Raw genomic sequence first — 20,987 nt, forward strand, 5'->3', positions numbered from 1 at the left:
TGGTGGAGAGTCAGTGATCGCCACTACGCCGAACGGAGTCGTGCGGCTTTTGAGCGTCGGTCTCCGAGAACGCCCAACGAATGATCTCGAAGGGCTGTGAACAGTGCGCCAAAGGCGGGAAGATGGTGCTGTTCGTCTACGGCTACTGCGATCAGCGTGACTGCTTTTACTGTCCGCTCGGCGAGAACCGCAAGAACGTCACTGACGTCTACGCCAACGAGCGTCAGGTCGAGGACGACTCGGACGTGATCGAGGAGGCCCATCGGATGGACGCCCTCGGAACCTCGATCACCGGCGGCGAGCCTCAGGAAGCGCTCGATCGGACCTGTCGCTACCTCTCGCTGCTGAAGGACGAGTTCGGCGAGGACCACCACACCCACCTCTACACCGGAATCACGGGCGGGCGCGAGAACATGCGCCGGCTCTCGGAAGCGGGCCTCGACGAGATCCGCTTTCACCCACCCTACGAACTGTGGGGCGACATGCACGGCACGGAGTGGGAGGACATCCTCTACATCGCACGCGAGGAAGGGCTGACGCCGGCGTTCGAGATTCCCGGCATCCGAGCCGAAACCGAGTTCCTCGACTTTCTCGACGAGGGTGCGGCGGACTTTTGTAATATCAACGAGTTCGAGATGTCCGACGGCAACGCCGAGCGGATGCAGGAGGCGGGCTTCGAACTCCGAGAGGGCCACATGAGCGCGGTCGAGGGGAGCCACGACGTGCTCGACGCGATGGGCGACCACGAGAAGGTCTACTACTGCACCAGCGTGTTCAAGGACGCCGCCCAGCACCGCAATCGACTGAAGCGGATGGCGAGAATCGTCGGGCGAGAGTTCGACGACGTGACCGACGACGGTACCCTCGTCTACGGCAAGATCTGGGAGCCCGTTACGCGCCTCGCCGAACTCGGCGTTCCCGAGGAGTTCTACACCGAGAAGACCGACCACGTCGAGCTCGCGTGGTGGCTCGCCGAGGAGATGGTCGACGAGGGAGACATCGGGAAAGGCGAGATCGTCGAGCAGTACCCGACTGCCGACGGCACGGTAGTCGAACGGACGCCCTTAGCGTAGAGCAGACGACGCGCGAAGCGCGGCGTTTCACCGCGAGTAACCACTGGGAACGAGCGGGTGTTTTCAATCCAGGTTTTTGCAAGGACTCTGAGCGAGCGCAGCGAGCGAACGGGGACGAAGTAAAATGGTGGTGGTGCGGTTTACCGCCGTCTGACAGCGACGAGCGCGGCGGCCAGCAGCGCGATCACCGCAACGACGACCCCGAAGCCGGGGCCGGTCAGTCCGGAGGTCGCGCCCGTCAGCCCGAGATACTCGTTGGCCTGGCTGGTGTTCGCCGACGGCATCGTCCGGTTCCACGTGTTCGGCAGGTGGACCGACGTGTCCTCACCCACGTACCCGAGTTCGCGAACCTGTGACTCCGAGGCGTTCTCGGAGACAGCGCCCTCGACCCGGACGTAGGAGGTCGTCGTTCCGTTGTCGGTGCGGCCGACGACGCTCTGGACGTTCTGTCCGCCTTCCATGGTGACGAACGCGTCGCGAAGCGCCGTCATGTTCTCGAAGGCCGCACCGGTCTCCAGCTGCATCCGGCCATCCTCGACCGAGACATCCATCTGGGCCTTCCGGAAGCCCGCCTCGCGGAACGCCGTGACGTACTCACGAGTCTGGCCCGCCTGCGGGCCGGTGCTGCTGTTGAGCATCTGGTTCGTCGCCTGCTTGAGGAGGTTCTCGCCCGAGACCGAGACTGCGGCGGTCACGTTGACACGCTCGCCCTCGGTGGCGGCGTGGAGCTCGTATTCGAGATCACTGGTATCGATATCGCGGTCTTCCAGTTCGTCGACGTACGCTCCCCAGTTCTTGGTCCGGGACTGTGAGTCGAGGTCGACGCTGAGTGCCTGCGGGGAGTTCTTCGTGACGTTCGCGGTGAACGTGCTCGTCCGCGTGAGGTTCGCGGCCTGCTGGGCCTCGAACTGCTTGCGGAAGCGTTCGAGGCTCTGGTTGAACGACGCCGCGCTCGTGGCTGCGGCGTTCGTGGCTGCGGCGTTGGAGGGTGTCACATTCGACGTGGCTGCCGGCGTCGTTTCCGTGCTCGCGGGCATCGACCCGACGCCAGCCGTGTTCATCCCTGCCATGGTGCCCGCGTTGAGCGCTTGCATGTCGGTCGCTTCCGCGACATCGAGCGCCGCGAGCACGGCTCCGTCGTAGTTATCGAGGTCGGCGCTCATTCCGGCCTCGATCGACCCCTGCCGCTGGTCGTACCGGACCGAGAGCTCGTTCACCGTGAGATTTCGGAGGCGCTGGGAGACGTTGCGGGTCTCCGAGCGGTTGAGATCGACGTCTTCGGCCGACGTCAGCGACGACACCAGCTGGTCGGCGACGGCACGTTCGATCCCTTGGTAAGTGACCGAGTAATCGATGTCGAGCTGCGACCGGCCCGACTCACTCTGAGTAAACGAGTACGAGTCGATCGTGAGATCGGCCGAACCGTTCATCGACTCGGCGAGCGCGACGTACTGCGACTCCAGCGTTCGCTTGGCCTGCTCGCGGGTTTCCCACTGTGACGCGGTGGCCCCGAGAACCGGCCGCTCCTGGGAAACGTTCAGCGTGTACGTGCCGTTGCCCTCGGTGATCTGGTAGGACTGGTGTTGGGGCTGCCCCAGCGGCTGGGTCAGCTGAGCGTTCGCCGAGAGATCGGCGTCGAACGTCGAGCCCGTGGTCGTGACGTCGCCGGTGATCCCCGCACGCTCGATGGGCACTGACCGGGCGACGTTCTCACCGGTGACGGTCGCCGCGGCGGAGACGTCCGACCGCGCGTTCTCGTCGGTCCGCACGCCGGTGGCGTTCACCGAGAGGTTCGAGAGCGTCTCGGGCCGAGCCATTCCCAGCGTCCCGTTGCCGGTGACGTTCTCGCCGGTCATGACCGCCGTGACGTTGGCGGCGAGATCGTCCGAGCCCTCGATATCGCTCGCGACGAGCGCGTGGAACAGCTCCTCACTGACGTTCAGGCCGTAGTTCGCTTGCGTGCCGTTCGCCGCCTCCTCGTAGGCGAGGACGGCGTCACCGTTGTCCTCGACGTAGACGTCGTCGGCCGGTGGGAGATCGACACCCGTCTCGGCCGTGGCGTTCGTCCCGTTCGTGCCGCCTGCATCGCTCTGTGCGCCGACGATTCCCCCACCGGCGACGACGGTGCTCAGCACGACCAGAACCGTGACGAGGACTGCCGCCGATCGGGAACGCGCTGTCATCGCCCGCTCCCACGGGCGAGCGCAGCCGTATCCGATCGGGCGCTGTCCGTCGAAATCGACACCGTATCACTCGCAGTTCGGTTCATGCAATGAATCTCATACTAGTTCCCAATAAACATTTCCATGCGCCCCGTTTCTTCGGACTCGGATCACGGCTAATCGAAGCACCGACACGGCCGGTCCGAAGATCGATCGTATCGACAACCGTCTGTGCGTCGTGCTGCCGGCGGGCGATAACGGGCAACGAATCGGGGTCTGGGTTGTCCATCACTTCGACTGTGCCACGGAAACAGTCCACTAGGAGAAGGGTGGCTGTACCACGAGTGTCCACCACGTGAGTGGGGTGTGGTGGCCTACCGGCTGGAAGGGAGATAAAAACGGTGGAGTGGGACCGTCGTGATTCGAACACGAGTCCGACGCACCCCATGCGCCGAGGATACCAAGCTACCCCACGGTCCCGCGTCCCGAACCACGCCACCTCCGGGATTAAGCCCTTCGTTTCGCCCACGCGGAACACCGACGGCCGGCGACTGGGCGGTAAAGGGCGTCGAACCGAACGAACAGGCGATGCATTCATGACGCGTACGCGTATCACGTCATTCGATGCGTTCGCTACTGCTCCAGCAAGGACAGGGAATTCCGACAAGTCCAGAGGGGATCATCGACCAGTACGGAACGGCGTTGATCGACGTCGCCGCGACGGTCGTGCTGTTCGTCGTCGCGTTCGTCGCCATCTACGTCATCGGGCGATTCGTGCTCGTCCGCCTCGTGAAGGGTGCTCTCAGCGCCCGAGGATTCGACCCGAAGGTAGTGGGACTTGGCGGCACCATCGCCCGTGCGCTCGCGCTGTTCGCCGCGCTCTCGCTCGCCGCGACGATGGCTGGCTTCGGGACCGTGCTCGCGGCGTTTGCGACCCTGCTCGGCGCGCTCTCGCTCGCGCTCGGATTCGCCGCCCAGGACCTGCTCGCGAACTTCGCCGCCGGAATCTTCATTCTGAAGGACGATCCGTTCGGCATCGGCGACTGGATCGAGTGGCCCTCCGGCGACGGAACCAAATCCGGCGTCGTGCAGGAGATCGGCCTCCGGGTGACGAAGCTCAAGACGTTCGACAACGAGCTCATCACGGTTCCCAATTCGGAACTCGCGGACAACGCCGTCACCAACCCCGTCGCCGACGATCAGCTCCGGGTCCCGTTCACGTTCGGAATCGGCTACGAGGACGACATCGAGCAGGCCAAAGAGATCATCGTCGAGGAGGCGGCGACCGTCGACCGGCTCAAAGGCGAGCCTGAGCCCGACGTGATCCTGACCGAACTCGCCGACTCGTACGTCGGTCTCACCGCCCGCGCACACATCGCCGACCCATCACGGGGGAAGTACGTCAAAGCGCTCTCTGCGTGGGTCCAGTCGGTCAAGGAACGTTTCGACGCCGAAGGGATCGACATGCCGTACCCCTACACCGAACTCACGGGCGGAATCGACGTCGAGAACCTCAGTGAAGCCGACCTCGCACCTGCGGACGATTAAACCAGGACGCGTTCGAGGTCGACGACCGTCCCGCTCTCCGCATCGGCCGTTCCCACGAGCCGCCCGAGACAGACCGCAGCCCCATTCGGGGTGTAACACGCCACTAGCGGCGATTCGTCGGCGTTCGTCCCCGACGCGCCATCGATTGAGAGCACGCCGGGCGCGTACACCGGCGCACCCTCGGCGACCTCGCGGGCGGCGCTCGGTGCGACCGTCACCCGTGGGAGGTGGGCGAGCGCGCGCTCGGCTGGCTGGACGGCAGCCGCGAGCAGTTCGGTATCATCGTCCTCGGCGAACGCGAGCGCGTCCGTGAGGTCGTGGAGGCTCACGAGATCCGTGTCGTCGAACGGTGTCGTTCCCACTCGCCGAAGGTCGCCCATATGCGCACCGGTACCGAGCGCGAGCCCGAGATCGTGACACAGCTTCCTGACGTAGGTTCCGCTCTCACACCGGATCCGGAGCAGGACGCGACGTTCCTCGACATCGAGCGGGTCGAGTGCGTGGATCGTTCGGACGCGTAGTCGGCGGGTGACCGCACTCTTCTTCGGTGGTTTCTGCTGGATCGGTCCCTCGAACGCTGCGAGCACGGCATCGAGATCGTCGGGGGTCGGTCCGTGGAGTTCGAGGACCGCCACGTACTCCTTCGCCCCTTCGAGGAAGACCTGGGCGAGTCGGGTAGCGTCGCCGAGCAGGATCGGGAGACAGCCCGTGACTTTCGGGTCGAGCGTCCCGGCGTGGGCCGCGCGGTCGACCCCGACGAGATCGCGGACCCAGCCCGTGACCTGATGGGCGGAGGGGCCGGGCGGTTTGTCGAGGTTCACGACGCCGAAGTCGAGGCGATCGGTCGGCGGACGCTCGCCTGGCGGGCCGCGCATCAGCGATCGTAGTCGGCGTCGACGACGACTCCACCCTCGTCGGTCGCGGGGTCGTAGCGCTCACACGCCTCGCGAGCGAGGTCGACGACGGTCTCGGGGTCCCATCGTGCGGTGTTCACCGCGAGATCGTAGATCGATCGGTCCTCGATGTCGATGGCGTAGTACTCGCGGTACCGCCGCGCCTCGCTCTGTGCGCGGGCCTCGGTCTCCTCGCGCGCGAGATCGACGGGTTTGTCCTCGCGATCGGCGATCCGCTCGGCTCGGACCGCCAGGGGTGCGTCGAGCCAGAGCCGGAGGTCGGCGTGCTCGCCCGCCATCCACCCCGCGAGCCGGGATTCGAGCACTACGTCGTCGCGCTCTGTGGCGATCTCGCGCTGGCGGCGGTCGAGCGCGCGGTCGATCTCGTCGTCGTCCTCGGCGAGCCGGTTGAGTTCTAGCGGCGTGAGCCCACGCTCGTCGGCCACGGACCGAAAGATGTCGCCGCCGCTGATGTGTTCGTAGCCGAGTGCCTCGGCGAGGTCAGCGGCGGTCGTCGACGTGCCGCCGCCAGCCGGCCCCGACAGGGTGACAAACATGTCTCTTCTGGGTCCGGCGCGGTACAAATCGGTTGTGTCTCTCGCTCGCCGTCCTTGCGAAACGTCTACGAGCCGGGCGTGGTCCGGATGTTGAGCGACTTCTGGATGATCATCCGGAACGCCGTTGAGCAGAGGAAGTACCAGACCAGCCAGACCGGCGCGATACCGGCGATCTTCCCCGCCGATCCTGCCCACTCCAGCTCGCCGAAGATCGGGAGGATGAGCGACGACTCGGCGGGTGCGATGTGTCCCGCACCGCCCCGGAAGCCGATCATCCAGTACATCCAGACGAACGCCGGGATGGTGAGCAGCATGATCCACACCATCGGGCGGAACTGCTCTTTGAACATCCCGAGCTGATCGCTCATCGCGTCCATCTGCTCCTCCTGGATGCGTTCGAGGGCGGCGTCGTCGCCCCGTTCTTTCGCTTCCTTTCGACGCTCCTGAATGTTGCTCATCTTCTCCTGGACGGCGCTCATCTTCTCGGTGTTCATCAGGTTTGCCTGCAACAGCGTCGAGTAGAGTCCCGTGAGCACCGAGAGTACGATCACGACGGCGTAGAACGGGAGAATGGCGTCGAGCGGTCCGAGGAAGAGGTCGACCGCGCCGCCGACCGCGTTCCGGATCGGGGCGAACCAGTAGGCGGGAAAGAGTGCGAGCGCGCCCAGACCCGCGAGCTTGTCGTAGGTGGTCCAGCTCGACTCCTCGTCGTCGTCATCGCTCGCTTCGACCGCGTCGTCGCTGAGTGCCTCGCGCACTCCGTCGGGGTCGTTCACTGCGAACCCGCTGCCGTCGGCGTCGGTCAGGATGCCGACTTCGATGAGTCGGCCCCACTGGCCGCTCGTGAGTTCGTCGCTGACGTCGCCCCACGTCACGGTGTGTGGTTGGGTACCGCCGTCGGGAGTGGCCTCGTCGGGGGATGCGTGGCCGGCCCGCGAGAGCACGACCGAGAGCGCGTCCTCGAACGCGCTGTCCTCGGCGATCAGCGAACGCACTTTGTCGGCTGTCCGCGCCATTGCAAGCCCTTTCGGCGTGGACGCTAATCAACCTTTTAGTTCGTCCGCCCCAGCGACCCGTCTCGAAGCAGCGCACGTGCTGCCCCGCAGGACGGTCGGCGACGGCGATGCGTCGGGGCGTCAGATCGCCTCGTCGATCGTCGTTCGGAGGTCGTCCCACACCGCGTCGGGTGACTGCTCGCCGTCGATCTCTTTGAGCGCGCCCGCCTCACGGTAGTGCTCGATCACCGGCTCGGTGGTCTCGTGATAGACCCGGAGGCGCTCGCGCACAGTGTCCTCGGTGTCGTCGTCGCGCTGGATCAGCTCGCCGCCGCATTCGTCACAGACGCCCTCCTCCTCGGGTTGGTCGAACTCGACGTGGTAGTTCGCGCCGCACTCGTCACACACCCGTCGGCCGGTCAGCCGATCGACCAGCTCGGACTCGCTCACCGAGAGCAGACAGACGGCGTCGAGAGTCGTGATATCCGCGAGATACTCGACCTGGTCTTCGTTCCGGGGGTAGCCGTCGAGCACGTAGCCCTCAGCGTTACCAAGTGCCTCGGCGACGATCTCGTTCACCACGGGGTCGGGGACGAGTTCGCCCGCCTCCATGAACGATCGGGGGGTGCCGTGTTCGGTCTCCATGTCCTTGTTCGCCCGGAGCGCGTCGCCGGTCGTGACGTGAGGGATGTCGTACTCCTCTGCGACGTTCGCGCTCTGGGTGCCCTTCCCTGCACCGGGTGGTCCGAGCAGCAGGACGTTCGGTTGCTGGCTCATGGGCGCGCTTCGCAGGCGACAGTAAAAGGTTTGCAGATACGCGTCGAGACGCCCTGTCGGCTCGGTGACGTTCGCCGCCGCGTTCGCCTACTGAGGTTGGAGTGTTACCGACGCGCTTCCTCGTCGGCCTCGGCGAGGTCTGCCGCCTGCTCTTGGACAGCGGTTATCTCGCGGTCGGCCGCCGCCTTGTCGACGTCGTAGACGTGTCGCCACGATTCGAGCGGCGGCCCCTCGGTCGACTCGGCCGGTCGTTCCGCCGTGTCGGCGTCGGCGGTTCTCGTGACCCGCCGGTAGCCGAGGACGATCACGAAACCCACTACTAGGGCCGCGATGGCCGCGTTTGCCAGCGCCCCGATCGGAGCGAGGAGGGAAAGCAGGGCCATGGGATGGCTCGTGTGTCTGGTGACTAAAATGTTCCTCTGTCCGTCACGTCATTCATCGTTCGATCCCCACCGTCCGAACTCCGCCGTGGATTTATGCCGGCAGATCCCCTACGCGAGCGCGTGAGCAGTCGCATCAGCGCGCTCGATGCGGTGGTGTTCGGGGTCGACGTCCAGAGCGGGGACGTCCGCGGTGACGCACCCTCCTACGCCGTTGTTGCGTTCGATGGCGAGAACCTCGATCGTGACGTCGTCTCGCACCGAAAGCTCCGGCGGCTGATCGACCGCGAGGAGCCCGCGATCGTCGCCACCGACAACGTCTACGAACTCGCCGCCGACAAGGACGCTCTCGTCCGACTGCTGGGCAGTCTGCCGGACGAAACCAGGCTCGTCCAGGTCACCGGCGACGAGCAGCCCGAACCCCTCTCGCGGGTGGCGAGCCGCCACGGAGTTCCATATGGCAAGAAGCCGATGAAGGAGGCAGAAGCCGCCGCACGGCTCGCGGCCGCGAACGTCGGATACGAGGTTTCGGCGTTCACCGACACTACCGAGGTGAAGGTCTCGCGTGGCCGTTCGACCGGCAGCGGCGGGTGGTCGGAGGATCGCTACACCAGGCGGATCCACGGGTCGGTCAAGCGTCGCGCTCGCGAGGTCGACACCGAGCTGCGGGAGGCGGGCCTCGACTACGAGATGGACGAGACCGAGAAGTACGGCGGGTACGCCAACGCGGTCTTTACTGTCGAGGCGCGGCCGTCGGACATTCCGGTGTCGGCCAGGCGCTCGGGCGACACCAGAACCGAGATCGAGCGCGTCCGGCGGGACGGGATCGAGTTCCGCCCGCTCGCGAAGCGCCGGGATCACGTGCTCGTGGGGATCGATCCAGGCACGACGACCGCGGTGGCGATCGTCGGGCTCGACGGCGCGGTGCTGGACGTGCTGAGCACGAGGACCGCCGACACCGCCGCGGTGATCGAGTGGATCGTCGAGCGCGGTCGGCCGGTCGTGGTGGCGGCCGACGTCGAGCCGATGCCCTCCACAGTCGAAAAGATCCGCCGGAGCTTCTCGGCGGCGGGCTGGGTGCCCGAGCGCGATCTGGCCGTGGACGAGAAACAACACCGGACTCGCGAGGAAGGATACGACAACGACCACGAGCGCGACGCGCTCGCCGCCGCCCTCCACGCGTTCGACGAGTACGAGGACACCTTCGAGCGCGTCGGCCGGAAGGTGCCCCCACGGATCGAGACCGGCGAAGTGATCGCTCGCGTGGTCGCGGGCGAAGAGTCGGTCGAGACCGTTCTCGCGGATCTCGCGGGCGACGACGAGGCCGACGACGACGAGGACGAGCACGAACCACGCGAACTCACGCCCGAGGAGCAGCGGATCAAGGACCTCGAAACACGGGTCGAGCGCCTCGATTCACACGTCGACGACCTCGAGACGACGATCGAAGCAAAAGACGAGGAGATCGCGGAGTACGAGCGCGAACTCACCGACGCGAGGCGCGAGGAGCGCCGCGAAGCGCGGGAGCGCCGCGAGGTCAACCGGCTCGAACGCGAGAACGAGCGCCTCGAACGCGAACTCGACGAACAACGCGAGGCGAACGAGGAACTCACCGAAAAACTCGATCGGCTGAAGGAGCTTTGGCGGCTGGATCACTCGAACTTCGCCGACGTGGCCGAGGCGAAACAGGGCCTCGTCCCTGTGAAGCCGGTCGCGAAGTTCACCAAGAGTGCGCTCCGGGAAGCCGACGAGCGCTACGGCCTCGCGGCAGGCGACGTGGTCTACCTCCGCGACGCGTCGGGTGCCGGCCGCTCGACCGCCGAAACGCTGGTTGAGCGCGAGCCCCGCGTCGTCCTCAAGGACGGTGGGCTTTCGGAGGTCGCTCGGGAGCTGCTGTTCGAACACGAGATCCCGGTCGCGCCCGCCGACGAGGTGCCGATCGAGGAGGTCGACGATCTCGCGGTCGCGCGCGAGGGGACGGTCGAGGCCGCCATCGAGGGGTGGCGAGAGCGCGCTGTCGCGTGGCGCAAGGACCAGAACGAATCGATGGTCGATCAGGTCATCAGCGAACATCGGGCGGACCGCAGCGAGAGCGACTGACGAACGGGTGCGTTCGCGTCAGAACATCCCGTCCATCCCGAACGCGGCAAGCATTCCCGAGAGCAGTCCGCGTGCCACGAGAAGGAGTCCGACGAGCACGAGCGCGATCCCGCCAGCGACGATCGGGGCGGCGTAGGCGACGACAGCGAGGCCGGCGAGACAGCAAAGGACGCCAACGACGCCGGCGAGGCCGAGTCGGTTCAACATATCGACGAACAGTCCGTCGGCGGGTTAAACACAGTGAAGTTCCAGCACGACGGTAGCGGTCGAGACACGGATCTCGCCCTGTGTCGGTTCGGAATCCACAGCCGGGGCCTTGAAAGAGTTAAACCGTTCGCTGTCGAACGTCGGCCCATGAGCGACAACCAGGGACGGAAAGACCTTCGGATGCCCGACGACGACGAGGTGTTCGCCGTCGTGACCGAGATGCTCGGCGCGAACCGGGTGAACGTCCGGTGTATGGACGGCACCGAACGAACCGCACGGATTCCTGGTCGGATGCAAAAGCGGGTTTGGATTCGGGAGGACGACGTCGTGCTCGTCTCGCCGTGGGACTGGCAGGACGAGAAAGCCGACATCGAGTGGCGATACGACAAACAGGACGCCGACCAGCTCCGACGGGAGGGCCATATTCAGGGATAACGTGGCCATCCAGACACTCTCCCCCGTTTTTCTCGATATGCACCGACGACTGAGTGACCAGTACAGCGCCATCGGCACGAAGAACGTCGGCCCCGCCGACCCACACCGCGGTGACGACGAATGAGTGGCGAGGAGGAGTACGATCTCGTCGATACCGACGCCACCGAGGAGCCGGGCGACGAGTGGGAGGAACTCGACGTGTCCGACACCGACGCCGACCGCGTCGCCCGCAAGCAAGACCGGGAGTTCGCACAGTTCAGGGAGCGCATCAAGGACGCCGACCAGTTCAAGGTCGAGGGTGGCGTCTTCGACGAGGCGACCCTCGGCGCGCTCTACAAACTGGTCCAGGACGGCCACATCGACGCGTTCGGCGGGCCGATTTCGACGGGAAAGGAAGCCCACGTCTTCCTCGCGGACGCGGACGGGGCCGACGTCGCGGTCAAGATCTACCGGATCAACGCGAGCGATTTCCGGCAGATGCGCAAGTATCTGGAGGGCGACCCGCGATTCGATAACATCGGCTCGAAAAAGAAGAAGGTGGTGCTCGCGTGGACGAAAAAGGAGTTTGCCAACCTCCGGCGTGCGGCGGCGGCAGGGGTCAACGTGCCGAACCCGATCGCGGTCGAGCGCAACGTACTCGTGATGGAGTTCGTGGGCCAGGACGGTGAGCGTGCGAAACGCCTCGGCGAGGTTCACATCGAGAACCCGCAGACGACGTACGAGGTCGTCCGGGAGTACACCCGCCGGCTGTACGACGCCGGGCTGATCCACGGCGACCTCTCTGAGTACAACATCGTGGTCCACGACTCGCAGCTGTGGATCATCGACCTCGGCCAGGCGGTCACGATCCACCACCCCAACAGTCGCGAGTTCCTCGAACGTGACTGCCGGAACGTGGCGAACTTCTTCGCGCGTCAGGGGCTCGACACCGACGGCGAGGAGCTGCTGGCGCACGTGACGAGCGAAGCCGAGCCGCGCGAAGACTGATTGTCGTGGGGGCCGTACACATGGTATGAACGATGTATCGGTTCGAGCCGCCACAGTGGATGACGTGGCCGCGATCCAGCGGGTCGCGCGCCAGGCGTGGCACGCGACATACGGGGAGTTCCTGGCTACGGAGGCCATCGATACGATTCTCGCGGACTGGTACGCGGCCGAGGAGATCGAGGCCCCGATCACGAGCGAGCGGAGCGTCTACCTCGTGGCCGAAAGTGAGGAAATCGTGGGCTACGCGAGCGCCGCGCCGATCGGCGCGGAGGACGACGATCAGGAAGCGCAGTTGTATGCCATCTACGTCGATCCCGACCGGTGGGGCGACGGGATCGGCACGACGTTGCTCGAAGCTGTCGTCGATCGCCTCGCCGAGCGTGACGTCGAACGGCTTCGAGTCGAGGTCCTCGCGGACAACGCGGTTGGCGTCTCGTTTTACGAATCTCGCGGGTTCGAGCGGACCGCCGAGCGCGAGCGCGAAATCGGCGATCAGACCCTCTCAGAGTACGTCTACTACCGTTCGGTACCGCTTTGACCCACGAGCCCTGTCACAGCCGATACTGTCTCTCGTCTCTGTGGAGTAACCAAACCTCATTTGCCGACGATGGCTGGCATGCTGACTGGTAAGTCCATCGAAACGTCTCACACGACTCTTCTGGGTTGTACATCGTGAGATCTCAAAGACCGCTCTCGCGGCTCAGTCGTCGGTTTTCGCTGGTTCTTCGGTGACGTTGATCGAGACGCCGATGTTATCCTGCGTCTCGCCGAATCCTGCGCTCAGGACCCGGGTTAGCGCGTCCTCGACGCGTTCGTCGGTTTCCGAGTAGTCGTCGGGTGCGACCTCGACGACGAACCCGGTGGTGATGTTGGGCGCAGTCGGAAGAAAGAGCACGTCGCGGCCGTCGCTAGTCTGCTTGCCGGTTTTGAACGCCGTCATCCGCATCCCGTTCCAGGTTTCGAGTTTCACCGGGGCCTGGAGGTCGCCGGTGCCCGTCACCGCGGTTTCGACCGCCATCTTCGAGGCGTTGTAGACCACCCTGAGCCCCGGGAGGCTGTTCATCACGTCGTCGATCGCACCCTCGACCAGCGGCCCTGTCGCCGTGCGCATCAGATACCCGATCGCGAACACCAACAGGGCGAACAGGATCAGCGTGAGCGGAACCCGAACCCACCCCGGCTCGATACTTTCGATGAACGGCAGCGTCGCGATGGCGTTGTAGATGAACGCGATGACGTAGAGCGTGACGATGACCGGCACGAGCACGATCAACCCGCTCGTGGCGTCGCGCTTCCAGGAGGTCATTTGTTCGACGGTCACCCCCGACCGTAATGAGCGCTTCCCCTACTGCCCCACGATCGCCCGCAGCGCAAACGTGAGGTTCTCGGTCCGTTCCATCGCCCGCCGGGAGAAATAGGATAGCCACTTGCCGCCGTAGGGGGCGTACTGCCAGACGTCGTACTCCTCGGCGAGTTCGAGTTGGGCCTCCTCGCGGACCCCCATCAGCATCTGGATCTCGAAGTCCGTCCCGAACTCCTCGTGGCGGCGGGTTGCGTGCTCGATCATCGCGGGGTCGTGACTTCCCACCGCGATGCCGTCGTCGAACTCTTCGAACATGAAATCGAGACAGTCGCGGTAGGCCTCGTTGACCCGCGGCTTCTTCCGGTGGGCGATCGCCGCGGGCTCGTCGTACGCACCCTTCACCAGCCGGACTTTCCCCGGCAGGTCTGCCAGCCGGCGGAGGTCCTCGGGGGTGCGCTTCAGATTCGCCTGAATGCAAACGCCGACCCGCTCGTACTCCGTGGCGTGATCGGCGTAGGCGTCGAGCGTGGCGTCGGTCGTCGGATGGTCCTCCATGTCGATCCAGACGAATTTTTCGTGGGTGGCCGCCCGATCGACGATAATCGCGAGGTTCTCTCGAAACGTCTCCTCGCCGATCCCGAGGCCGATCTGTGAGGGTTTGACCGAGATGCATGCCCCGAGTCCCGCGTTGTCGATATCCGTGAGGAGATCACAGTAGGCGTCGCGGTCGTCGATCGCGGGTTCGGGCTGCTCGTAGTGCTCGCCGAGCCGGTTACAGATGGTTCTGACGCCCTGGTCCTCGAGCTGGCGGACGTGTTCTAAGAGTTCGGCCGGGGTCTCGCCCGCGACGAACCGACTGGCGATCGGCGGGATCATGCGCGCAATTCTTGCCGGGCGATCAATAGCAGTTCCGCTCCGCGATCGGGTCCGGTTCCACCGACCGCAGCTGCTCGTCGAGAATCGAATCGGCGTTGGATCGGTGGTTCGAGCGACGGTCGCTATGAGATGTTGTCGACGATGACGTCGGCGAACTCGCTGGTGGCGAGTTTCTCGCCGCCCTCGATCTGTCGGTGGATGTCGTAGGTGACCTGCTTCGAGGAGATGGTGGCCTCGACGGCGTCGTAGACCTTCTGTGCGGCGTCGTCCCAGCCGATCTCCTGGAACAGGATCCGACCCGAGAGGATCAGCGCGGTCGGGTTGGCCTTGTCCTTGCCGGCGTGTTTCGGCGCGGAGCCGTGGACGGGTTCGGCGACCATCCGACCGTCACCGATGTTCGCGCCTGGCGCGATCCCGAGTCCGCCGATCTGTGCGCCGGCGGAATCGGAGAGGTAGTCGCCGTTCAAGTTCGGCATCGCGAGGACGTCGTAGTTGTCGGTGCGGGTGAGGATCTGCTGGAGCATGTTGTCCGCGATCCGGTCGTTGACCACGAGTGTGTCCTCGGGTGCGTCACCGTCCTCGTCCTCCCAGAGGGTGTCCTCGGTGATGACCTCGTCGCCGTACTCCTCTGCGGCGACCTCGTAGCCCCAGTCACGGAACGCGCCCTCGGTGAACTTCATGATGTTGCCCTTGTGGACCAGCGTGACCGAGTCGCGGTCGTGAGCGAGGGCGTAGTCGATGGCCTTCCGGACGAGGCGTTTGGTGCCGAACTCGGTGATGGGTTTGACGCCGATCCCCACCGCACCCTCGTGGATCGACTCGTCGAACTCCATCTCCTCTTCGACGAACTCGCGGACCTGCTCGACCTCGTCGGTGCCGGCCTCCCACTCGATGCCGGCGTAGACGTCCTCGGTGTTCTCCCGGAAGTTGACCATGTCCATCGCGCCCGGATCGGATACCGGCGAGGGGACACCGTCGATGTGGAAGGTCGGTCGGACGTTGGTGTAGAGATCGAGGCGTTTGCGGAGCGCGACGTTCAGGCTCCGAAAACCCGCGCCGACGGGGGTTGTGAGCGGGCCCTTGATGCCGACGTTGAACTCGCGGAGTGCCTCCAGGGTGTCCGCAGGGAGGTTCTCGTTGTAGCGCTCGCGGGCGGCCTCGCCGGCGTAGAGGCGCATCCAGTGGATCTCGCGTCCTGTCGCTTCCGCGGCCGCTCCCAGCACGCGCTGGGCGGCGGGTGCGACGTCCTGGCCGATCCCGTCACCGTGGATGAACGGGATGATCGGCTCGTCGGGAACGTCGAACTCGTCGCTGCCGGCGGCTTCGATGCGCTCGCCCTCATCAGGTACCTCGACTCGATCGTAGCTCATATCATCCGAATTCGTCGTGGCGCGCTCAAAGGTCTACCGTTCTCCGATCCGGGGTACTCGGTCTCGTACCGGTTCGTGAGGGTTATGCGACCGGCCCCGGTGGCGCACTCATGCAGCTCATCGTCCACGGTGGGGCGGGCAGCGCACCCGACGATCCCGAGTCGCGCCAGAGAGCCCTCGACGAGGCTGCGGCGACCGGCACCGGAGAACCGACGCCGGCCGCCGCAGTCGTCGCAGCTATCGGCGTCCTCGAACGCGCTCCACGGTTCAACGCCGGCGTCGGCGGGGCAATCCAGGACGACGGGACTGCCAGAACCGACGCGGGGATCATGACCGACGAGCGCGAGGTGGGGGCGGCCTGCTCGATGCCCGGTGTCCGCGACGCCGGGAGGGTCGCCCGAGCCGTCATGAACGAGACGCCACACGTGCTCGTCGCCGGCGACCATGCCGTTTCGCTGGCCGAAGGATTCGGTGTCGAGACCGAGGTCGATCTCACGACCGAGCGGACGCGCGAGCGGTGGGATGACCTCTCACCGTCTGATGGGAACGACGTCGAGGAACGGCTCGCGTGGGTCCGCGAGCAGTTCGGCGGCTCGGATACGGTTGGAGCGGTCGCCGTCGACGATGGAGAGATTGCGGCAGCAACCTCGACCGGGGGACGGTGGTGTGCGCTCGCCGGTCGGGTGGGCGACGTTCCCCAGGTCGGGAGCGGGTTCTACGCCACGCCCGCGGGCGGTGCGAGCGCGACCGGGGCGGGTGAGGACATCGCCCGAATGACGCTCTCGCGGCTGGCGGTCGAGCGGCTCGAAGCTGGCGACGGTCCCGAGACGGCCGCCGAGCACGCTATCGACGAGTTGGCGACCGAAACCGATGGCGGGGCGGGAATCATCGTGCTCGATGACGAGGGTAGGGTGGGAAGCGCGTACAACACCGAAGCGATGCAGACGAGCACGGCCAAGCAGTCGTAGCCCGAACGGCAGGCGTTTTGGTGGTTCGGTCCAACGTCGTGCCATGAGCGATGTGGACCTCTCGTCGGAGCAGTACGAAAAACACCGTGAGGCTGGCGAAATCCTCGCCCAGGTGCGCGAGGAGGCTGCCGAGCGCGTCGAGGTCGGTGTGAGCCACCTCGATGTCGCGGAGTGGGCCGAGGAGCGCACCCGCGAGCTGGGGGGCGAGCCCGCCTTCCCGGTCAACATCTCGATCGACGAGGAGGCCGCCCACGCCACCCCGAGCGCTGACGACGAGACGACGTTCGGTGAGGAGATGATCAACCTCGATATCGGGGTACACGTCGACGGCTGGCTCGCTGACACTGCCATCACCGTGGACCTCTCGGGTCACGACGACCTCGCGGAAGCGCCCGAGGCCGCACTCGACGCCGCACTCGATCTCGTCGAACCGGGTGTCGAGACCGGCGAGATCGGCGCACGCATCGAGGAGGTCATCGACGACTACGGCTACAACCCCGTCGTCAATCTCACCGGCCATGGGCTCGGCCGCTGGGAACAGCACATCCCGCCGAACATCCCGAATCGGGCAGTGAGCCAGAGCGTCGAGCTCGAAGCGGGCGACGTGGTCGCTGTCGAGCCGTTCGCCACCGACGGCGGCGGGAAGGTCTCGGAAGGTGGTGACGAGCAGATCTACGCACTCGACCGCGAGCAGTCGGTCAGAAACCGGGACGCGCGCAAGGCGCTCGAACAGATCACCGAGGAGTTCCGCACGCTCCCCTTCGCCACCCGGTGGCTCGACGTCGATCGTCCCGAGATGGCCCTTCGCCGGCTCGAACGCCAGAACGTGGTTCACGGTTATCCGGTGCTGAAAGAGGACGACGGTGCGCTCGTGAGCCAGAAAGAACACACCATCATCGTGACCGAAGACGGCTGTGAAGTGACGACCGAGCGCTGAGACGTCGGTTGCGGGGCTGTTGCGGTGCGGGCCTGGAGGATGAAGGGCGAGAGAACGAACGGAGTGAGTGACCGAGGGCTTCGGCGGTTGCGGTATGGTTCCTGGTGGATCGAGGGCGAGCGACCGCAGGGAGCGAGGGCTCGGGCGGTGCTGTGCGGTCGCGGAGAGCGCCAGTAGTTGTACCGCGAGCGAACGAAGTGAGCGAGCGGGTGTTTTTAGTCCAGGTTTTTACGAGGAGAGGTGCGCGAGCGAAGCGAGCACACCCGACGAAGTAAAAAAGTGGTCTACCACGGCTCGCTTTTCAGTCCCACTTGATAGGCGACCACGTTAGTGCCGACGTGGAGCAGCGGGGTGACGACGAGAACGACCGCGAGAACGGGCAGCGTGAACGTTGCGGTGAGCCACTCGAACGCGCCGAGAGCGGTCAGGAGGAGTGCGCCGAGGACGAAATCGAACTGGTCGACGCCAGGGAAGGCCGCGCCGCGCTCCCGGCCGGTGCGACGCTTGAGGAAGGAAGCGGCTGCGTCGCCGACCATCGCGCCAATCGGTAGTGTGACCATCACGATAGGTGGGAACTCCGGGAGCGGGAGGCCAGTCGCCGCCGAGACCGGGGGTTCGATGGCGTTCAGCACGAGCGCGAGCGCGATCCCCGCGAGCGCGCCCGCGGCGGTCCCGCGCCACGTTTTGCCGTCGCCGAGCACGCGCGCGCCGCGCCACGTTCGCCCGGCGTCGATGGGGCGACCGCCGCCGACGAGGACGGCGGCGTTGTTCGGAACGTACGCCGGCAGCATCGCCCAGAACGCGACGGCGACGACTGCGACAGGGTCCATACCGCCGGATCGGCGGTCGGCGGTATGATACTGTCGGAGTTTGGGGACCGCACCACGCGGGACGTCCGCTACACGCCGGGGATGAACCCGAGTATACCGACGGTTTCGAGGACGAGCCAGCCGATGAACACCCCGTAGACGCCGAGCAGGCCGATCCCTTCCCGTTCGGTGAGTGTCAGTTCGGTCCTGAGAACGGTGAAGAGCACTAGCGTCGCGAGGGTGAGAAACGCCATCATCGGGACGGTGGCGGCGAAGTCGACTGCCGCGGTGCCGGCGACCAGTACGCCTGCGGGCACCGCGACGAGGAGATCGAACGTGTTGCTGCCGAGGACGTTCGCGAGGCTAGTCACGCCCTCGCCGCGCTTCGCTGCCTTGACACTCACGAACGCGTCGGGCAGGCTGGTCCCGGCCGCGACGACGGTCAGTCCCCAGATGGAACTCGGGGTGTCGAACAGGTCGCCGAACCCGATCGCCGCCTGGACCAGCCCCTCCACCGCGATCAGGATGACGGCGAGGCTCACCGCGAGCGCCGCCCACTCCCGCACGACGTTGATCCCGTCGGTGGTCGCCGTCGATTCGTATTCGACGACGTCCTGATACTGGATAAACATGTAGAGTGCGTAGAGGGCGAGCGGGGCGAGCGCGAGCGGCCGCGTGACGGTGCCGACGAGCGAGCCGGGCGCGGTCGGGTTGTAGATGACCGCGAGCGCGAACGTGATGAGGAGCCCCGCGACCGCGAGCATGTAGAACTGGGCCTCTTTGTACACCAGCGTGCGATCCGCTTCGAGATCACCCTGGCTGAAATAGCCGCTGAGCGCCGGGATCACGAGGATGTTGAACACTGCGGAGCCGACGATCGCGCTCACGCCGAGATCAAATTCGCCGTGGAGCAGCGTCGAGAGGACGGCCGCCGAAAGCTCCGGAAAGCTCGACCCGACCGCCGCGACGACGGCTCCCTGGACGACCGCCGGCAGCCCGTAGTACGTCGACAGTCGGTCGCTGGTGCGCTCCAGTAGACTGCTTCCCTTCCACACGCCGGCAGTAGCCACGACGGCGATCACCGCGTACAGGGCGACCTGAGTCGCGCTCATCGTCCGACGCTACCGACGGCCGATCCCATAACACTCCTGTTATCGCTCGACGACTGCCGACTCAGCCGAGCTGGTCGGCCACGATCGCGTCCGCACGCTCGACGAACGCTTCCTTCTCCTCGGTCGGAATCGTCGCCCCGGCGGCGACGTCGTGGCCGCCGCCGTCACCGTCGAGTGCGCGTGCGGCTTCGCCCATCACCGCCGAGAGGTCGAGGCCCTCCCGCACCAATCGGTGACTCCCACGGGCCGAAACCTTGCTCTCGACATCGTTCTTCGCGGCGAACGCGACGATCGGCTTGTCCGAACGCGTCGCGTCGGCTCCGAGCGCCATCCCCGCGACGATCCCCACGATGGTCTCGCGGATCTCGTCGCCGGCGTCGAACCACTGGAGGTAGTCCTCGCTGGTTACGCCCGTCTGCTTCACCCAGTCGAGGCCGGTCGCGAGGTTCCGGCGGTGGTTCGAGAGCAGGCGGCGCGCCCGTGCGAGCGCCTCGTCGCGATCGCCCAGACAAACCGCGAGACCGACGTCGGCGCGGTCGTAGCGGGCGGTGGCGTTGAGTAGTGTCGAGAACTCGCTGGCGTCTCGGAGTTCCGTGCCCGCCGGCTCGTCGGACAGTGTGTACGTCGTCCCCACCAGCTCGTCGATCCGTCCGGCGGGGACGCCACGCTCGACCGCGCGTTGGACGAGCCCGCTCGCCACCGCCTGGCGCTCGTCGGCGGTGAGATCGACCCACCGTCGCCAGCCGCCCTCGTCTTCGAGATCGAGGCCGAGTCCGGTAAGGAACTCACGTGCCCCGCGCTCGCTTCCCGAGATTCCCGGAATCCGAACATCGGTCGCGTATTCGAGGAGTTTCGGGAGCGGCCGGGTTTGCTTGCCGTAGAGCGCCAGATCGGTGGCTTCGTTCACGACGTCCGCCGCACAGCCTTCGGCGACGATTTCGGTGTTCGCGCCCGTGAGTTCCCCGTCGCTCGCCTGCATGTCGCCGACCGCGCCGACGACCGCGAGACCGGCGAGATCGCGGTTTTCCGTCGTTTTCCCTCCGCTCGTGTCACCGTCACACTCTGCCAGCGCCCGGGCGAGAACGTACGTCGTCCCCGCTCCCGAGAGTTCCGACGATCCATCGAGACCAACGAGCAGCGGATTCAGGTGGAATTCCGTGTCGGCATCCGCGGGCTGGTGGTGGTCCGCAATCACCGGCGTGAATGCGCCTGCGGCCTCGTGTTCGGCGATGTGATCGAGCTGGCCGCTACCGAAGTCGGTAAACAGCACAGTTTCGAACTCGGTGGCCGCGATCTCGGCGATCGCGTCGGCGTCGAGCTGTTTCTCGAAGACGACCTCGAAGGGAATCTCCGCCCGCTCGAGCGCCCGTGCGGCGACTGCGGCGCTGGTCAGCCCGTCGGCGTCGATGTGCGAGGCCACGAGCACTTCGTCGGCCCCCACGAGTGCGTCGGCGCACGCGCGGGCGTCGTCGGCGAGCTCGGGGACCGGTGAGGCCAT

21 protein-coding genes and 1 tRNA gene are annotated in these 20,987 nt (G+C 65.9%); 8 read left to right on the forward strand and 14 right to left on the reverse strand.

What is annotated here, in order from left to right; all coding sequences use genetic code 11:
- Window positions 1–80: 80 nt before the first annotated feature.
- Window positions 81–1,073 (forward strand): radical SAM protein, encoded by a 993-nt coding sequence (locus C449_RS16990; RefSeq protein WP_006079286.1) that lies wholly within the window; start codon window positions 81–83, stop codon window positions 1,071–1,073.
- Window positions 1,074–1,213: 140 nt separating this feature from the next.
- Here the strand turns inward: C449_RS16990 and C449_RS16995 are convergent, their stop codons facing one another.
- Window positions 1,214–3,256: a PGF-CTERM sorting domain-containing protein gene (locus C449_RS16995; protein WP_006079287.1), complete on the reverse strand. Its 2,043-nt coding sequence runs from the start codon at window positions 3,254–3,256 to the stop codon at window positions 1,214–1,216.
- A 386-nt stretch (window positions 3,257–3,642) separates the two neighbouring features.
- Window positions 3,643–3,715: transfer RNA gene (locus tag C449_RS17000), tRNA-Pro, on the reverse strand.
- 144 nt (window positions 3,716–3,859) lie between these two features.
- On the opposite strand from C449_RS17000, the gene C449_RS17005 reads away from it, so the two are divergent.
- On the forward strand, window positions 3,860–4,783 hold the full coding sequence (locus C449_RS17005) for a mechanosensitive ion channel family protein (protein ID WP_006079288.1): 924 nt from the start codon (window positions 3,860–3,862) through the stop codon (window positions 4,781–4,783).
- On the opposite strand, the gene C449_RS17010 is transcribed toward C449_RS17005, so the two are convergent.
- From C449_RS17010 to C449_RS17030, 5 genes are all read right to left on the reverse strand, one after another.
- Window positions 4,780–5,658 carry an RNA-guided pseudouridylation complex pseudouridine synthase subunit Cbf5 gene (locus C449_RS17010; protein WP_006079289.1) on the reverse strand — a complete coding sequence of 293 codons (879 nt, stop codon included), beginning with the start codon at window positions 5,656–5,658 and terminating at the stop codon, window positions 4,780–4,782. The genes C449_RS17005 and C449_RS17010 overlap by 4 nt on opposite strands.
- On the reverse strand, window positions 5,658–6,233 hold the full coding sequence (gene cmk / locus C449_RS17015) for a (d)CMP kinase (protein WP_006079290.1): 576 nt from the start codon (window positions 6,231–6,233) through the stop codon (window positions 5,658–5,660). The genes C449_RS17010 and cmk overlap by 1 nt, the downstream gene beginning before the upstream one ends.
- Window positions 6,234–6,298: 65 nt before the next feature.
- Window positions 6,299–7,249 carry a DUF106 domain-containing protein gene (locus C449_RS17020; protein WP_006079291.1) on the reverse strand — a complete coding sequence of 317 codons (951 nt, stop codon included), beginning with the start codon at window positions 7,247–7,249 and terminating at the stop codon, window positions 6,299–6,301.
- Window positions 7,250–7,369: 120 nt separating this feature from the next.
- Window positions 7,370–8,005, reverse strand: coding sequence for an adenylate kinase (locus C449_RS17025; protein ID WP_006079292.1), 636 nt, complete (start codon window positions 8,003–8,005; stop codon window positions 7,370–7,372).
- A gap of 104 nt (window positions 8,006–8,109) precedes the next feature.
- Complete coding sequence (locus tag C449_RS17030) at window positions 8,110–8,388, reverse strand: hypothetical protein (protein ID WP_006079293.1); 279 nt, start codon at window positions 8,386–8,388, stop codon at window positions 8,110–8,112.
- 120 nt (window positions 8,389–8,508) lie between these two features.
- On the opposite strand from C449_RS17030, the gene C449_RS17035 reads away from it, so the two are divergent.
- Window positions 8,509–10,485: a DUF460 domain-containing protein gene (locus C449_RS17035; protein WP_006079294.1), complete on the forward strand. Its 1,977-nt coding sequence runs from the start codon at window positions 8,509–8,511 to the stop codon at window positions 10,483–10,485.
- 18 nt (window positions 10,486–10,503) lie between these two features.
- Here C449_RS17035 and C449_RS17040 read toward each other — a convergent pair whose 3' ends face one another.
- Window positions 10,504–10,692, reverse strand: coding sequence for a DUF7470 family protein (locus tag C449_RS17040; protein WP_006079295.1), 189 nt, complete (start codon window positions 10,690–10,692; stop codon window positions 10,504–10,506).
- 147 nt (window positions 10,693–10,839) lie between these two features.
- Between C449_RS17040 and eif1A the strand changes: the two genes are divergently transcribed.
- From eif1A to C449_RS17055, 3 genes are all read left to right on the forward strand, one after another.
- A complete protein-coding gene (gene eif1A / locus C449_RS17045) occupies window positions 10,840–11,127 on the forward strand; it encodes a translation initiation factor eIF-1A (RefSeq protein ID WP_006079296.1) in 288 nt (95 codons plus the stop codon).
- A 120-nt stretch (window positions 11,128–11,247) separates the two neighbouring features.
- A complete protein-coding gene (gene rio1, locus C449_RS17050) occupies window positions 11,248–12,114 on the forward strand; it encodes a serine/threonine-protein kinase Rio1 (protein WP_006079297.1) in 867 nt (288 codons plus the stop codon).
- 25 nt (window positions 12,115–12,139) lie between these two features.
- Window positions 12,140–12,652 carry a GNAT family N-acetyltransferase gene (locus tag C449_RS17055; protein ID WP_006079298.1) on the forward strand — a complete coding sequence of 171 codons (513 nt, stop codon included), beginning with the start codon at window positions 12,140–12,142 and terminating at the stop codon, window positions 12,650–12,652.
- A gap of 162 nt (window positions 12,653–12,814) precedes the next feature.
- Here C449_RS17055 and C449_RS17060 read toward each other — a convergent pair whose 3' ends face one another.
- From C449_RS17060 to icd, 3 genes are all read right to left on the reverse strand, one after another.
- Window positions 12,815–13,420, reverse strand: coding sequence for a DUF502 domain-containing protein (locus C449_RS17060; RefSeq protein ID WP_006079299.1), 606 nt, complete (start codon window positions 13,418–13,420; stop codon window positions 12,815–12,817).
- 39 nt (window positions 13,421–13,459) lie between these two features.
- A complete protein-coding gene (locus tag C449_RS17065; protein WP_006079300.1) occupies window positions 13,460–14,293 on the reverse strand; it encodes a proline dehydrogenase family protein in 834 nt (277 codons plus the stop codon).
- Window positions 14,294–14,415: 122 nt separating this feature from the next.
- Window positions 14,416–15,663: an isocitrate dehydrogenase (NADP(+)) gene (gene icd, locus C449_RS17070; protein WP_006079301.1), complete on the reverse strand. Its 1,248-nt coding sequence runs from the start codon at window positions 15,661–15,663 to the stop codon at window positions 14,416–14,418.
- Window positions 15,664–15,773: 110 nt separating this feature from the next.
- Between icd and C449_RS17075 the strand changes: the two genes are divergently transcribed.
- The gene (locus tag C449_RS17075) at window positions 15,774–16,631 is read left to right on the forward strand and encodes an isoaspartyl peptidase/L-asparaginase (protein ID WP_006079302.1); all 858 of its coding nucleotides are present in this window, start codon (window positions 15,774–15,776) and stop codon (window positions 16,629–16,631) included.
- A 43-nt stretch (window positions 16,632–16,674) separates the two neighbouring features.
- Window positions 16,675–17,568 carry a type II methionyl aminopeptidase gene (gene map, locus C449_RS17080; protein ID WP_006079303.1) on the forward strand — a complete coding sequence of 298 codons (894 nt, stop codon included), beginning with the start codon at window positions 16,675–16,677 and terminating at the stop codon, window positions 17,566–17,568.
- Window positions 17,569–17,852: 284 nt separating this feature from the next.
- Here map and C449_RS17085 read toward each other — a convergent pair whose 3' ends face one another.
- From C449_RS17085 to C449_RS17095, 3 genes are all read right to left on the reverse strand, one after another.
- Window positions 17,853–18,398 carry a CDP-2,3-bis-(O-geranylgeranyl)-sn-glycerol synthase gene (locus C449_RS17085; RefSeq protein WP_006079304.1) on the reverse strand — a complete coding sequence of 182 codons (546 nt, stop codon included), beginning with the start codon at window positions 18,396–18,398 and terminating at the stop codon, window positions 17,853–17,855.
- 68 nt (window positions 18,399–18,466) lie between these two features.
- The gene (locus C449_RS17090; RefSeq protein WP_006079305.1) at window positions 18,467–19,489 is read right to left on the reverse strand and encodes a sodium:calcium antiporter; all 1,023 of its coding nucleotides are present in this window, start codon (window positions 19,487–19,489) and stop codon (window positions 18,467–18,469) included.
- A 61-nt stretch (window positions 19,490–19,550) separates the two neighbouring features.
- Window positions 19,551–20,987, reverse strand: a complete 1,437-nt coding sequence (locus C449_RS17095; RefSeq protein ID WP_006079306.1) for a single-stranded-DNA-specific exonuclease RecJ — start codon at window positions 20,985–20,987, stop codon at window positions 19,551–19,553.

Source organism: Halococcus saccharolyticus DSM 5350, from assembly GCF_000336915.1.
Classification (GTDB): Archaea; Halobacteriota; Halobacteria; order Halobacteriales; family Halococcaceae; genus Halococcus; species Halococcus saccharolyticus.